Origin of the sequence: Empedobacter falsenii, assembly GCF_019308355.1 — a bacterium.
GTDB lineage: Bacteria > Bacteroidota > Bacteroidia > Flavobacteriales > Weeksellaceae > Empedobacter > Empedobacter falsenii_B.
In genome coordinates this window covers 16,952-32,949 of the sequence record NZ_JAAGKM010000018.1, presented here as the reverse complement: position 1 = coordinate 32,949, position 15,998 = coordinate 16,952, and the positions used below count along the sequence as shown (strand labels likewise).

Sequence of the window (15,998 nt, the reverse complement as noted above, 5' to 3'; positions counted from 1 at the left end):
AAATAATTTATCATGTACTTATATTTTTATTAGTCAACAATTATTCGATTATTTACTTTTTTATTTCCAATTATTGATTGATTAATAAAATTGAAAACTTCGTCTAAATATTGCTTTCTTAATCCAGACCATTCATGTTTTCCTGAATTAGAGAAAATAGCAAAAGATGCCTGACTATATTTTCTATTCAAATCTTCTAAAGTAGCAGAACCATTTAAAGGAAAAAACCCTTGTTGATTATCCAAACAACTTCTGTGTGGCGCATTGTAAGCTGGTACAACATCATCGCTTAAACCATGTACATAAACTGTTGGCAAAACACTCGATTTTGTAACATAACGATTGTCTACAATCGCTCCTGCATAACTTACTAATCCATCAATTTTAACTTGATTGAATTGATTTCCGTACCATAAATCTCTCAAATAATAAGCATTTAGAATAGTCTCCGCTCCTGCACTACTTCCTCCTAAAATTAATTTATTAATCGAGAATTTAAGTTCTTTTGAATTATTTTGAATAAAATTTAGCGCAGTTAAAACATCAAAAGAGGCTTCTTTAAAAATCATCAACTTTTCTTGTTTTGGCAAATCACACCCAAAACCAGCCGAAGAATTTGCCAATAATCTATACGAGATAGAAACAGCTACGAAACCTCTTTCTTGAGCATCTTTCATTCGTTCAATTTCTTCTTTATCCGCTCTTGTTCCTCCTGAAAATCCGCCTCCGTGTACCCAAGCAAATACATTATAGGTTTGATTCTCTTTATAGTTTTTCGGATAATAAATATCAAACGCTAAATTATTTTTTTTATCATATACTATCGTTTTCTGCGCATATGTATAACTTATCATTAAAAATAAGGCAACTAAATATTTCATTTTCTTCTATTTTAAATAAAAATTGCTTGACTTTAACTTCTTACGTTGTCAATTTGTCAAGCAATTTACTATAAATAATTTTCCCTTTAATTATTCTATTTTTTTACGAAATAATGATTGTGCTAATCGAATGTTCTTGCGAATTCACCTCAACAGCTTCTCCTTCTATCCATAAATTATATTGATAAGGTTTATCTGTTTGATTCATCACAACCACCACAACTTTTCCGTCTTTGTTTACAAAAGAAGTCGTCATTAAATCTGAACGATTAGACGATGCTGCAATTCTTTGCGCACCTGGACGAATAAATTTTGAGAATTGACCAATGTAGTAAAACGAATTTGTATACGTAACTTGTCCATTTCTAGTATCACCATGAATTGGTGCAAAACAGAAATTTCCTACGTGATTTGGTCCTCCTTTTTCATCCAACAAAACATTCCAATCTGTCCAAGCAACTGTTCCGGAGTTAAAATCGTTGATCATATTGTAACCATATTTTTCACCCAATGCCCAATTTCCCATTTGATTGTAATCAAATTGTTCTTTACAACCTTCTGTAAAAATTAGATTAACATTCGGGAAAGCTTCGTGAGTTAACGCTACATTATTGAATAAATTCACGCTTCCGTTCCATGTTTCGTACCAGTGAAAACCAACTCCCCAAACATATTTAGCAGCTTCAGGATCATTCAAAATAGTTGAAGCACGCTGGTAAATTAAATCACGGTTATGATCCCACACAATAATTTTTTTGTCTTTTAATCCTTTTTGGTGAAAAGTCGGACCTAAATTATTTTTCAAGAAATCACGTTCTTCTTCAGCTGTATAAATACACGATTCCCATGTTTGCGTTGCCATTGGTTCGTTCTGAATAGAAACTCCCCAAATTGGTAAACCAATTTTCTCATAATTCTCGATAAATTTCACAAAATAGTTAGCCCAAGTTTGGTAATATTCAGGTTTCAAAGAACCTCCTTTTAACATACTGTTATTCGTTTTCATCCAAGCTGGCGGACTCCAAGGACTTGCATATAAACGATAAGCATCTTTCATTTCTGCTTTTGCCATTTTAATCATCGGAATTTTATAATTCAAATCATGTGCAATGTCAAAAGTTTTTAACTCATTATCATTATCTTTTACATACGTGTAACTATCGCTCGAAAAATCACTCGAATTTATTGTTGTTCTAATCAACGAATAACCAATTCCTTCTTTTTCGCTATAATAAGCTTTGATAATTTCTTGTTGCGCTTTCTTTGGCAATTTTGCTAAAACTTCTGCTGAAGCATCTGTGATAGCTCCTCCAATTCCTTCAAATTTTTGGAATTTACGTTTTGGATCAATAAAAATTGCAATATCTGTTTCTTTTGGTTGTGGAAACTTTTTTACAGCTAACTTATCTGTCCATTTTGCGATACGTTGATTCGTATTTTTAGCAGTTGTATATATTTCGATTTTCTTGTTCGAAAGTTTAAAATCTTGCGCATTTACGGCAAAATAATTTAACAATAAAGCTGCAATAAGAGGATATTTCAAATGTGATTTTGTCATAATTATTATTGAATTAAAAATTTGGCTAAAATTGGTAAATGATCTGATGGATATTTGAAATCGTAGAAATCATCAATCGTATTGAAACTTTTACACGTTACTTTTGAATTCTTTTTGTAAAAAATGTAATCTAAAATTTCTGTTCCTTTTACATTGAATTTAAAATCTTCCCATGTAAAATCTGGTCCATAAACCATTTGCGCATTTAGACGAGTATCTAAATATTTGTTTTGAATATATTTAACAGATTCATCGTTTTGATTCATATTAAAATCTCCCATAAAAAATGCTGGAACGTTTTTCTTTTCAGTTAACTTTTGAATTAAATTATCAATCATTTCTAACGATTTTTGACGCGCAATTTTTCCATCATTATCAAAATGTGTATTGATTATCCAAAATGTATTTTCGTTTTTTTATCTTGAAATAATCCGTAAGTGATAATTCTATAATAAGAAGCATCCCAACCTTTCGACATTTTTTCTGGCGTTTCTGATAACCAAAAAGTATGTTGTTCTAAAACTTTATATTGATCTTTTTTGTAGAAAATAGCAGAATATTCAGCGTTTTTATCATCATTTCGAGGAGATCCAATAAAATCTAAACTCGAATTATTTTGTTTGATAAAATCTAACTGAGGAACTTGCGCTTCTTGTACACCAACAAAATCAGCATCATAATACTTGATTAAATCAACCAATTTTTGTTTGCGAATATTCCAATGATTTGCGCCATCATCAACAGACGCTAATCTAATATTGTAAGACATAATTGATAAATTTTGTTGTGCAAAACCTATCATTGTCATGATTAAAACTAAACTTAAACTAATATATTTTTTCATGTGTGTGATGTTAAAAAATTCCAAGTAAGCACAACAATACTTACTTGGATGAGAAATAAATTAAATTTCTAACTTAAACTATAAATGAGGAATTTAATCAACTAAAGTAAAACTTGTTTTAAGCGTTGCGTCTGAATTTCCTCCAACAAAAATGTCGAAATCTCCAGCTTCAGCAACATAATTCATATTGATATCGTGGAATTTTAAATATTCTGGAGTTAATGTAAACGTAATTGTTTTTGTTTCTCCTTTCTTAATCATCACTTTATCAAAACCTTTCAATTCTCGAACTGGACGCGTCACACTTCCTACTAAATCGCGAACATATAATTGTACTACTTCTTCTCCATCGTAGTTTCCTGTATTTTTAACATTTACAGTGACTTTTATTTCATCTTTTCCATTCTTCATCGTTGATTTGTTCAACTTTAAGTTACTATAATCAAACGTTGTATAACTTAAACCATAACCAAATGGATATAAAGGCGAATTCGGAGAATCTGTATAACGAGATTTATATTTTTGCTCCGCATCACTCGCTCCTAAATAAGGTCTACCTGTATTTTTTTGATTGTAATGAATTGGAATTTGACCTACAGAACGAGGAAATGTCATCGGTGTTTTGGCCGAAGGATTGTATTTTCCATACAACACATCTGTAATCGCTAAACCTCCCATTGTTCCTGGATACCATGCGTATAAAATTGCATCCATATTATCATTTTCCCACGAAATTGTCATTGGACGACCAGCCATTAAAACTAAAACAATTGGCTTACCAAGTTTCTTTAATTCTTTTAATAATTCTTTCTGATTTCCTGGTAAATCTATATTTGTTTGAGAAGCAGCTTCACCTGTTTGATTCTCGTTTTCTCCCATAACCGCAACAATTACATCCGAGTTTTTCGCTATATTAATTGCTTCTTGAAAACCATCAGTTTTAAACGAATTAAGTTCTGTTCCTTGTGCGTAAGTAATTTTTGCGTTTTTACCTAAAACATCATTCAAACCTTCCCAAACAGACCACGCTTTTCCATAACGATCTCCACGTGCAGCCCAGTTTCCGATGATATTTTTCTCATCTTTAACTAAAGGTCCAATAACTGCAACTTTTTGAGATTCTTTTAATGGTAAAATTTGTTTATCATTCTTTAATAAAACCATTGATTTACGCGCAACATCACGAGCTTCATTTAAAAACTCTTGTTTCATTACCGTTTCTTTCTCTCGTTTTGCATTTGAATAACGATATGGATCTTCGAAAAGACCTAAATCATATTTAGCTTCTAAAATTCTACGAACCGCAGTATCAATCACATCTTGCTTTACTTTTCCTTCTTTTACCAATTTTGATAAATGATTAAGAAAAGCACCACTCATCATATCCATTTCAATTCCTGCTTCAACCGATTTTAGAGTTGCTTCTTCCAAATCTTTTGCAATTCCATGAGGAACTAATTCCTGAATCGCCGTATAATCTGTTACAACAAACCCTTTATAATTCCACTCTTTACGCAAAATTTGATCGTACAAATATTTACTTGCTGTAGAAGGAACTCCTCCAATTTCGTTGAAAGACGTCATGAAAGATCCAGCACCTGCATCAACAGTCGCTTTGAAAGGCGGCAAAATATAATCTCTTAAGAAACGATCAGAAATTTCTACCGAACCATAATCGCGACCAGCCTGCGCTAAAGCATATCCTGCAAAGTGTTTTGTACACGCTAAAACGGTATTTAAATCATATAAACTTTTACCTTGAAAACCATTAACACGCGCTATTGCAATTTTACTTCCTAAGAAAGTGTCTTCACCTGCACCTTCAGAAACACGTCCCCAACGAGGATCAAAACCGATATCAACCATCGGAGCAAAAGTCCAATGAACTCCACCTGCAGCTGTTTCTTCAGCAGCAATTCGAGCCGATTTTTCAATTGCTTTTAAATCCCAAGAAGAAGCTTCACCAAGTGGAATTGGGAAAATAGTTTCGTAACCATGAATTACATCGTATCCAAAAATTAATGGAATTCCAAGACGTGTTTCTTCAACAGCTATTTTTTGTAATTTTTTAGTAATATCTGTTGTCGTTGCGTTAAACACAGACCCCATCATACCTTGTTTCGTGTATTTTATATAATTTTTATCAATTGCAGATCCTGTAACATCACCTCCGTCATAGGTATATTGTACCATCTGACCTACTTTGTCATCAATCGTCATTTGACTCATCACATAATCAATAAATTCTGATTTCGATTTTGATTTATCAAACTTTATTTTTTGCGCATAAGTATTGAATGCTAATCCTAAGAAAGCAATTGAATAAATTAGTTTTTTCATTTTTTTGATTTTAATTCGAGGCTGTTGTTTTGAATTTCAATTTATCTAAACCTCTTTGTACATCTTCATTTTGCATAAACAATTTCCACAATAATCCAGAGCGATAATTCTCTATCATTGGTGTAATTGTTCCTTGATCTATCGCCAAATATTTTGTAATCACTCGATCATTTTTTACATCAACCGCATCATACGGACCTGCTACTCCAATCAAGCTTTTGTTTTGTTTTTCGTAAATAAACTTCAAGAAATCCATAGATTCTTTCGGTGTATATGGGAAAGACGATAACGCAGCTGTAGGCGTAATTACATTATTGTCATTTAATGGAGAATGTGCTGTATAACCTTCTGTTCCATCTGGATTGAAGGTATAACTTGCCGTTAATCCCCACATATTTTTTTTGTACTTCTTGAAACTTTCCTTTTTTTGTTGATTGTAGATGTAATGAATCTTTGCTTGATTTTTCACTACTTTTCCATAATCAATACCAATTCCATCTATTAAATTGTTTGGATTAAGTCCAATAAATGAATATTGTGCCCAAAATAAAGGTCCAACATTTTTATTAGCTCCGTTATGCTTTACAATTAATGGAACTCCGTATGCAGAATCATTTGATTTTATATCACCATTTCTCGTCCAACCGCTGTAATAAACTTCTGAATTGATAGAATGTTTTGGAGAAGCCGCAGCAATAACATACGTAATCATGGTTTCATCAAATCCTTTTAAAGGAAAATTGATTTTCCATTCGTAATTTGGAGACCAATGCCAGTACAACACATTTTCTCCTCGTGTATAAAAATTGAAATCGATTTCTTTCCAAAGTTGATCAGCTAATTGCGAAATCTCTATTTCTTTCTCATTTTTAGAATCTTTGAAATACTCTTTCAAACAAATTAACCCCTGAGCAAGAAATGCAGTTTCTACCAAATCACCTCCGTTATCGTATGTACTAAAAGCTTTTACTTTTCCTGTTTCGCCATTTAACCAATGTGGCCAAGCTCCATGAAAACGATCTGCATTTTGTAAAAATTTCAACCCTGTTAAAATTCGTTCAGTTGCTTCTTTTCTTGGAATAAATTCGCGATCAATACCAACAATTAAACTCATTAATCCAAATCCTGTTCCTCCTGTTGTAATGATATTTGAATCATTTTCTGGATAAAAACCATCAGGATGAAAACGTTCACGAGCTAATTTTGAATGAGGTTCAGCGTAATCCCAAAAATATTGAATCGTCTGTTTTTGAACTTTATCTAACAGCTTATTTTCTTGTTTTGTTTGAGCAAAAGCACTTGCGCCACATAAAAAAGCGCAAGTAACTATTGTTTTATTTAATTTAATCATTACCAACCTGGGTTTTGAGTCATTGTTGGAGTTTGAATTAATTGAGCATTTGGAATTGGGAATAACTCATGTTTACCTGTAACAAATGTTTTTCCATCAAGAGCCATCATGTCTTTAGCTTGTCCTGTACGAACTAAATCAAACCAACGATCGTGCTCGAATGCTAACTCCAAACGTCTTTCATTCCAAATTTTTAATCGTAATTGATCTTTAGACATACTTGCTATTGGAGCTAATTTTACACGTGTTCTAACACGATTAAGAGGTGTTAAAGCATCTTGCCCAATTTCATTTGCTGCTTCAGCTTGAATTAATAAAACTTCAGAAAAACGAATTACACGAATGTTTTTGTCTCCATCCGCAGAACCAAGATTCGCACTTGAATACGCTTTTTCGTTATACATCGGGTTTTCTACAGAAGTTGGAACTAAACGACCGTCATATAAAGTTTCACCTCTAAAAATGATTGTTGCATCACGACGAATAGCATCTCCTTCAGCATTAAAAGCATCTAATAAATTTTGAGAAGGAACATTGAATCCCCATCCCCAACCTCCAGTACCACGAGCTCCTTGAGTTTCTGAATATTGTTGAACGCCATGCGCAACAGCATCTCCACGAGCTTGGATTTCAAATAAAGACTCTTTACCATTCTCAGTTTCTTTTCTCCAAGTTGTTGCGTAATCACTTTCTAAATCATAAATACCAGAATTAACAACGGTTGTAGCCATATCGTACGCTTGTTGATTTTTTCCTTGGTATAAATATACCTTTGCCAATAAAGCTTGAGCAGCTCCTTTTGTTGCACGTCCTAAATCTTTTGCAGCATATTCATTTTTAGTAGGAAGTTTTGATATTGCATCTAATAAATCTGCTTCAATGTATGCATAAACTTCTGCTTTTGGTTTACGTACTGAATAAGACGCCGGAACATCTAACTCCTGTATCACAGTATCTCCAAACATACGAACCAAATAGAAATAAGAAACAGCTCTTAAAAATTTAGCCTCTCCTATATACTGATTCTTTTTTGCAGCTTCTAAATCTGTTTGTCCTTCTGTAAAATCTATAGATAAAGATGCACGACCAATTGTCTTATAAAATCTTGTCCACATGGCCTCTATAGACCCTGTTGTACTGTTATGCACCAATTGATCTAAGTCTCGTTTATCACCTCCATTATCAGAAGCAGAACTTCCTTTGTCTGCATTATCAAATATCATTTCTGTAACGCCTAACCAAGAAAATGCATAATCCCATTCGGTGAACATTCCGTAAATTCCATTTACAAATTTCTCTGGATCAACACTTTCTTGGTCTTCAATAGCTATATTTTCTTGTGATTTTACATCTAAAAATTCATCAGAACAAGAAGAGATCAAACCAAAAGATAATAAAACTGCAACTGTTGATATTTTGAATATATTTTTTTTCATTGTTTTAAAATTTTAAGATTAGAATTCAACATTTAATCCAACCAAGAAAGTTCTCATATTAGGATATGCAGAAAAATCTACACCAGTAGTACCATATGGATCCCCTTCATTATTATATGCGTTTAACTCTGGTGTAAATCCTGAATATTTTGTAATGATAAATAAATTTTGAGCACTCGCATAGATTCTCAGATTTTTAATAAAATCTATTTTATCACGAAAATTATATCCTAATGTTACGTTACTTAAACGGAAGTAGTCTCCTTTTTCTAAATAATATGAAGACGCTTCTTGACCTCTTTCTGCTCCTGGGTTAGTATTGGAAGTTCCTGCACCTGTCCAACGATCGTTAAACATATCAACTGTTATATTTTCCCCTCCTAAACGTGTATTTTTGATACCATTGTAAATCTTGTTACCTCCAGCTCCGTAACCGCTAATCGTTAAATCGAAATTTTTATATTCTAAACTAACATTGATTCCGTAGTTATATTTTGGAATATAAGTTCCCATGAATTTTTTATCTAAATCATTGATGATTCCATCACCATTTTGATCTTTGTATCGTAAGTGTCCTGGTTTAGCATTTGAAATATGTGCATTGTTATTAATTTCGTCTTGTGTTTGCCAAACACCCTCGACCTCATACAACCAAAAAGATCCTAATGCTTGACCTGCTTCTAAGCGTTTAACAATTTGTCCATTTCCTAATGAACCTCCTGTCATACCTGCATAAGCATCTTCTACATTTAATACTTCATTCTTATTGTAATTGAAGTTACCTCCTATAGAATATCTAAACCCTGAAGGAGTTGTGTTTTGCCAATTTAAAGCAATTTCAAATCCTTTATTCTCTATCTCAGCTGCATGATCATAAAATTTATCACTATATGCACTATTTAGAAGTGGTTTCACATTTAGAATAGCATTCTTTGTATTTTTTTTGTAATAATCTACATTACCAGACAATTTATTATTAAATAATGTGAAATCAATTCCTACGCTTAATTCCTCTACAATTTCCCAAGAAATATTTTTTGCTGGTGTTCCAATGTAAGCTCCAAAAATTAAATCTTGCCCTGGTCCAAATACATAGTTATAATTTGTACTTCCATTGCCTTGATAAATATTTGTTTGATTGAATGGAACTTCATCATTTCCTAAACGACCCCAACCTCCTCTTAATTTTAAGAAATTAATTGTTTGAGAATCTTTCAAGAAATCTTCATTTGAAATGTTCCATGCAACAGACACAGAAGGGAAAGTACCCCAGAATTCTTTGTTTTGTTTGAAAGCACTTGATCCATCGCGTCTAATAATACCCGTAACATAATATTTATTGTCAAAATTATATTGAACACGACCAAAATAAGAAGCTAAGGCTCTTGGTGTATAATTCTTTTGTTCATAATTTCTATCGTATGAACCTGTAGCATGATTTTCAGCCCAATATTGTTCTTTATCAGGAACATCATATACAGTGACATTACTATAAGTACCTATACCTTTTTTTTCTGCTGAAACTCCTGCAACTGCGTTAATTGAATGATTCCCAAATTTACGTTCAAATGTTACAAAATTCTCCCAAGACTATCTAAACGTTTCGATTTCATTAAATGCTAATGAATTATCTGCCCAAGTCGTAACACCTACATTTGTAGATTTTATTTTTTCTATTTCAAACTGTGCAGCCGTTCTTGTAGGATCAGCAGCTAACCAAGTTTGTTTATTTGGTGTAAAAGTTCTTTTCTTATACCAATATTTAGTTGCACCTGCACGAGATGTAAAGTCTAATCCTTTAGTAAGATTCAATACTGCATCAATACTCCCTTGAAGAATTGTAGCATTTATTTTTTGATTATCATAATATGCTCCCGCAACTGGATTACCATGCGAATTTAATTTTCCAGAACCATCTCCAGGATTTAAAAGATAAGTTACCTCTCCAGTCGTTTTATTCCAAAAAGGTTGTCCCCATTTTCCATCATCATATCTAACAGGAACTAATGGTGATTGACGAAATGCAGTATCAAAAGCACCATAAGATTTCGGAATTTCACGTGTAAAAGTAGCACTTACATTTTGTTTAATTTTAAGTTTTCCATCAAACAATTTATAATCATTGTTATTACGAACTGTTGTGCGTTTATAATTGTTTCCATCTAAAATTCCTTTTTCTTCAAAATTATTAAGACTGAACAAGTAATTAATATTTTCACCTGCACCAGACAAACTAACGTTATTACTAATTAGTTGACCTGTTTTCATAATTTCATCAAACCAATCTGTGTTATAACGTTGATTTTCACTCAAAAAACTCTTTTCGTTATTTGCCCTTTGTTGCTCATTAAAGTAAGTAATATATTGATCTGCATCAGCCATATCTACCATATTCATAGTATTTCTTACTCCAATATATGAATCATAGTTAACTCTTATCTTTCCTGTTTTACCACGTTTAGTTGTTACAACAACAACACCGTTTGCACCACGAACTCCATAAATAGCTGAAGATGCTGCATCTTTTAAAACATCAATTTTTTCAATGTCATTTGGATTAATATTATTAATATTTGGAACAATTAATCCATCCACAACATACAATGGTGCTTTACCTCCCAAAGCTGTACCCATACCACGAATAACTACAGTTGGTGGTGTACCAGGTGCATCAGAGTTTATGATGTTAACCCCTGCTAATTTACCCTGCAAAGACTGCATGGCAGTTGTACTTGCAATTTGCGTAATGTCTTTAGCATTAGCTGATGAAACAGCTGATGTAAGATCTGATTTCTTAACAGTACCATATCCAACCACAACGGCTTGATCTAGTATAATAGAATCACTTTCAAAAGGATCTCCTATCTGTATAGAATCGTTAGTAACTTGGGCATTTACACAGAAAGACCCGAGAATAAATAATGGAAGAAAATATTTTTTCATTCTATTTCAATAAATGGTTATTTCAAAAATAGAATGTTTTAACACTTGATTAACAAGTAATAATTTTAGTTAGAATAATTTTCTAAAAAAATAAAACATATCAAACTAAATATCAAATAATTACAAAATATTACATTTACAACATGATGTAGTTATGATGTAATTTATTTTCCGATATTTAAAAATTAATCATATACTTATTTAGGTTTATCTCAGAAGGAATTTGCATTTTTTTGCGTAATCTATATCGTTGTAGTTCTACTGATCGATAATTAAGGTGCATTAAAGGAGCAATCTCTTTGGTTGATAAATTCATTCGAAGGAAAACACACAGTTTTAAGTCTTTCGCAGTTAAATTAGAATACTTGTCAGCTAATCTCTTAATAAAATCTTGGTGAATTTCCTGAATATTTAATTCGAAATTTTGCCATTCATTTCTGTTGTAACTATATTCCGAAAACGTTTTCTCAAATTTCTTTTTTAATTTTTTATTGATTTCATTCATTTCCAATTGAGAAAACAATTGATTAATTTCTAGGATCATAGCACGTTGATTAGCTAATTTCAAAGCTTGTCCTGCCAATTCTGTAGATTTCGTTTGTAAAGAAGTTTCTAAATGTTGTTTTTCTTTATGATGATTTAATTCTTTCAACTCTTGTTGATGTTTCATTTCCATCAAATTCAATTCATATTCAAATTGCTTTTGTTTAATTCTGAAACTTTGTTTCAACTTCATTCTGTTATACTTATAAATAGCCAGAATCGATCCAACAATTAATAAAATATAAAATAATATCATCAAATTTGATAAATACCAAATCTTTTTAACCCTAAAATCAAAATGATTCAACTCAACAAAATTTCCATCTTTTAAAGCATAAATTGACAATTGATATGAACCACTTTCTAATTGTTTATAATTAATTATTGGCTGATTAAGTGGTTGAATTTTAGAGTTATTTAATTGATAATATAATTGATAATTCGCAAAATCATCATTCACAATTGAAACATAAAAATCTATATAATTATTTGAATACTCAATATTAGGCTCATTATTCAAAACCGTTTGATTGATTTTTGCTTTAATTTTAATCTTTGGTAATTCACGACGTATAGATTTTAAATCATATTTCAATAATCCGTTTTCGAGGTTAATATATAAAAACTGATCGTTGATTTTAGCCGTTAAATTGTCATCAACCAATTTTCCATCATACAATTTTTTGGGAATTAAATAATGAATCAATTTATTCTGTTCCACTTTAGAATAATACAGAATATTATCCGCTTCAACTAAATAACGATTCTCTTTTAAATAACGAATTCGATTAATATTCTTTAATTTTGAATCTAAATTCTCGTCAGAAAATAAATTTTTATTTATATCATAACGGACTAAATGTTGATCATCAATCAATACAAAAACCTTGTTATCTTCGAGAATAGTTTGCGGATTAACTAATTTTTTATGTTGGTAAAATATCTCCTTACCTGTTCTATTTTTAAGATCAAATAAATATAAACCACCATTTTTTCCAGTTCCTAAAATTTTATTTTCGACAATAACAAAATCAATAATAGGAATAGTTAAACTAGAAACTTTAGTAGATTCTTTATGAGAACCTTGTATATATTCATTGATTCCCGTAAAAGATGATTGATATAATTTATTTCCATTTTTGATCAATTTAAAACCTCCATTTGTAGAAGAAATCTTATTCAATAGTCCTGAATAAATGTAAGTTCCCCAACTATCCGAAACATAAATTGTATTATCAATATTTGTTATATTCCAAATTAAACCTTTTTCGAGAACTGAATTTGTTTGGTTTGAAGTATTTGAATAATTATAAAATCCATGATTTGTTCCCAGCAAAATATTATCCTTATAAAAGTCGAACGAAAAAACATTTCCTAAATGACCATTGTAATCATATAAAAGTTGAGTTTTGTTTTTCAATTCTATTTTCGAAATACCTTTGTCCGTTCCAAGCCAAGCATTTCCTTTAGAATCTATTCTTATATTTTGGATTGTATTACTGATTAACCCAGAGTTTTGATTGTAATTTTTGTAAGAATTAGTTTTTAAATCATATACATAAATCCCATTATTTGATGTTCCAATGATTAATTTATCTTCTAATCGAATCATTTTTAACACTAAATAATTCTTTAGCATTTTATTGAATTCCACATTGAACTCTTGTAAACCAGCTGTTTTGTTGTACTTGAAAATTCCTTCTGTTAATGTACCAACTAAATAATCATTATCATATTTTTCTATTCCATGAATGACAATTGATTTACCTTTTTCAATTTCAAATAACGGCTCAAAATGTCCATTATTAAATTCGAAAATACCTTTAGAAATAGTCGCTACTAACATTTTACCTTTCACCAGATAAACGTAAGAAGAAAGCGCAGGTAATTTGTATCGTTTAACTGTTTTACCATCAAATTGAAAAAGATAATTGAACGATTGAAAATAAATAGAACGATTATGATAAAATATTTTCCAGATTTCTTCTTGTTCTAATCCTTCAAAACTTTTGAATTTATCTGAAATTGAAATGTAAACTTTCTTTCCTTCAATCGTTTTCCAATATCCAAAATTATTTAATGCACCTGAATACAATACATTATTCATTGTAAAAACAGAACGTATAATTGTTAAGCTATTTGGCGAATATTTTTCCCAAAAATTACCGTCATATTCTAAGATATTTCTATTGTTCGCAAAATATACTTTTCCTTGCTTGTTATTTTCTGTAATATCCCAAATAGGCGATTCGCCCAAATATTCGCTTTTAGAATAATTCGAAATAATTGGCGCAAACGATTGAGATTTGCTATAAGTGGAAACAAGTAAAAATAGAATAAATAAGCTTCTCATTGTGCAATAAAAAAGACCGTAAAAACGGTCTTTAAAAATAGATTATATTTTTGAATTATCTTATTTAAATTCTACATCAAAAACTTCTGCAAAATGTTTTTTTGTAAACGCTTTCACTTCGTTCATATCTACCTGATGTCCAAGTTCTCTTTCCAATGAAGCTACAGCTTTATCCTGAATTCCGCATGGAACAATGTATTCAAAATAACGCAAATCTGTATTCACATTTAGCGCAAAACCATGCATCGTTACCCAACGGGAAGCCTTAACGCCCATTGCACAAATTTTTCGAGCAAAAGGTCGACCAACATCCAACCAAACACCAGTTTCTCCTTGAGAACGCTCACCTTTTAATCCATATTCGGCAATAGTTTTAATAATCACTTCTTCCAAATTGCGCATATACAAATGAATATCTGGCTTGAAAGTATCCAAATCAATAATAGGATAACCAACTAATTGTTGTGGTCCATGATAAGTAATATCTCCGCCACGATTCGTTTTCACAAAAGTTGCATTTATTTCGTTTAATTTATCACTCGAAGCTAACATATTTTCTAAATGTCCACTTTTTCCAAGTGTATAAACATGCGGATGTTCTACAAAAAGTAAATGATTTTTAGTGTTTTTAAAATCTGAACTTCCCTCCTTTTCTTGCGCTCTATTATATTGTTTTACGGCTATATTTTCTGCTAAAAGACTTTCTTGATAATCCCAAATTTCTTGGTAATCTCTGTTAATTCCTAAATCTTGGAATTCGACAATTTGTTTCATTTCACAATGTTTTTCGAATGTCAAATTTACGAATTTTTAAAAGAAATTAATCCTCTAATTCTACTGTGAAATTATTTAATTCAGGCTCATTTAGTAATTCAATAAGTGAATATTCTTTCGAAAAAGTTTTTCGATCAGCTGAAAATAAAGCATCTTTAATAGAAATATTTTTAATTGGAGCTGCAAAAGTATATTTAAAATTAACTTTGTATTGGCTTAACATTGTCATTAATAAGTTTCTATTTTCTTCATCAAGTTCAGCAGGTAAATAACTTTCTTTAAATTGATTAACATCTATTGTCTTTTTAAAGATATTCTTATCAAAAGAATATTTAATATTACCGAAACTTATTAATGTTGATTTATTCTGCGATCTCATTAAATTGACTAACGGACTATTACGTTCCTTTTTCTTTAACTTCTTTAAATCTGCATCAAATTGTGCTTGTTTTTTAGCATTAATCTTTTCAGAAACGACTTGGATCTTACTAATATTATTATTCAAATCTAAAATAGAATTTGCCTTATTGATAATTAAAAATTTAAAATCCTTTTCGTTATAATCAATTCTATAAAACATAAAATCTAAAGAATTTAATTCTTCTTGAACTTTATACAAATCTTCGAACTTATCATTTTGTCTATTTCCATTCAAATCAAGTGTTTTTAGAAATGTAATAAATTCATTGAATGTTAAATCTTTATTTGCATTATTCTTTAAGATTTCTAAATTTTTCTCAGAAGTTTTATCCTTTAATTTTTCAATTAAATGTTTCATTCCCTTTAAATCTGTTTCATTAGAATATCTTATTTCATTAGGATTAGATAAATCTACAACTTCGTTTATGGCACAAGATGTAAAAGTAAAAGCTATTAAAAGATAAAGTAAAATTTTTGGCATAATATATTTTTTAACAAAAGTAATTAAAATCGATTAGCAACACCACTAATAATAATGGTTTTAAGCAATTCATT

11 protein-coding genes and 1 pseudogene are annotated in these 15,998 nt (G+C 30.7%); all 12 read right to left on the bottom strand.

Annotated elements, in window-relative coordinates; all coding sequences use genetic code 11:
- Nucleotides 1-29: 29 nt before the first annotated feature.
- Nucleotides 30-881, bottom strand: a complete 852-nt coding sequence (locus G0Q09_RS08670) for a carboxylesterase family protein (protein ID WP_219034585.1) — start codon at nt 879-881, stop codon at nt 30-32.
- A gap of 103 nt (nt 882-984) precedes the next feature.
- Nucleotides 985-2,439: a glycoside hydrolase family 30 protein gene (locus G0Q09_RS08665; RefSeq protein WP_219034584.1), complete on the bottom strand. Its 1,455-nt coding sequence runs from the start codon at nt 2,437-2,439 to the stop codon at nt 985-987.
- A 5-nt stretch (nt 2,440-2,444) separates the two neighbouring features.
- Complete coding sequence (locus G0Q09_RS08660) at nt 2,445-2,801, bottom strand: endonuclease/exonuclease/phosphatase family protein (RefSeq protein ID WP_349676192.1); 357 nt, start codon at nt 2,799-2,801, stop codon at nt 2,445-2,447.
- Nucleotides 2,802-2,830: 29 nt separating this feature from the next.
- Nucleotides 2,831-3,283 carry an endonuclease/exonuclease/phosphatase family protein gene (locus tag G0Q09_RS08655; protein ID WP_219034582.1) on the bottom strand — a complete coding sequence of 151 codons (453 nt, stop codon included), beginning with the start codon at nt 3,281-3,283 and terminating at the stop codon, nt 2,831-2,833.
- 93 nt (nt 3,284-3,376) lie between these two features.
- Entirely contained in the window at nt 3,377-5,623 is a 2,247-nt protein-coding gene (gene bglX / locus G0Q09_RS08650; RefSeq protein ID WP_219034581.1) for a beta-glucosidase BglX, read from the bottom strand.
- 10 nt (nt 5,624-5,633) lie between these two features.
- Complete coding sequence (locus G0Q09_RS08645) at nt 5,634-6,974, bottom strand: glucoamylase family protein (protein ID WP_219034580.1); 1,341 nt, start codon at nt 6,972-6,974, stop codon at nt 5,634-5,636.
- Nucleotides 6,974-8,410 carry a RagB/SusD family nutrient uptake outer membrane protein gene (locus G0Q09_RS08640; protein ID WP_219034579.1) on the bottom strand — a complete coding sequence of 479 codons (1,437 nt, stop codon included), beginning with the start codon at nt 8,408-8,410 and terminating at the stop codon, nt 6,974-6,976. The genes G0Q09_RS08645 and G0Q09_RS08640 overlap by 1 nt, the downstream gene beginning before the upstream one ends.
- Nucleotides 8,411-8,428: 18 nt before the next feature.
- Nucleotides 8,429-9,985 (bottom strand): annotated as a pseudogene (locus G0Q09_RS08635) (SusC/RagA family TonB-linked outer membrane protein); the annotation flags it as partial.
- 15 nt (nt 9,986-10,000) lie between these two features.
- Nucleotides 10,001-11,353 carry a TonB-dependent receptor plug domain-containing protein gene (locus tag G0Q09_RS08630; RefSeq protein WP_219034578.1) on the bottom strand — a complete coding sequence of 451 codons (1,353 nt, stop codon included), beginning with the start codon at nt 11,351-11,353 and terminating at the stop codon, nt 10,001-10,003.
- 178 nt (nt 11,354-11,531) lie between these two features.
- Nucleotides 11,532-14,249, bottom strand: coding sequence for a helix-turn-helix and ligand-binding sensor domain-containing protein (locus tag G0Q09_RS08625; RefSeq protein WP_219034577.1), 2,718 nt, complete (start codon nt 14,247-14,249; stop codon nt 11,532-11,534).
- A 60-nt stretch (nt 14,250-14,309) separates the two neighbouring features.
- Nucleotides 14,310-15,023, bottom strand: coding sequence for a lipoyl(octanoyl) transferase LipB (gene lipB, locus G0Q09_RS08620; RefSeq protein ID WP_219034576.1), 714 nt, complete (start codon nt 15,021-15,023; stop codon nt 14,310-14,312).
- A gap of 46 nt (nt 15,024-15,069) precedes the next feature.
- Nucleotides 15,070-15,924 carry a hypothetical protein gene (locus tag G0Q09_RS08615; protein WP_219034575.1) on the bottom strand — a complete coding sequence of 285 codons (855 nt, stop codon included), beginning with the start codon at nt 15,922-15,924 and terminating at the stop codon, nt 15,070-15,072.
- Nucleotides 15,925-15,998 lie beyond the last annotated feature (74 nt).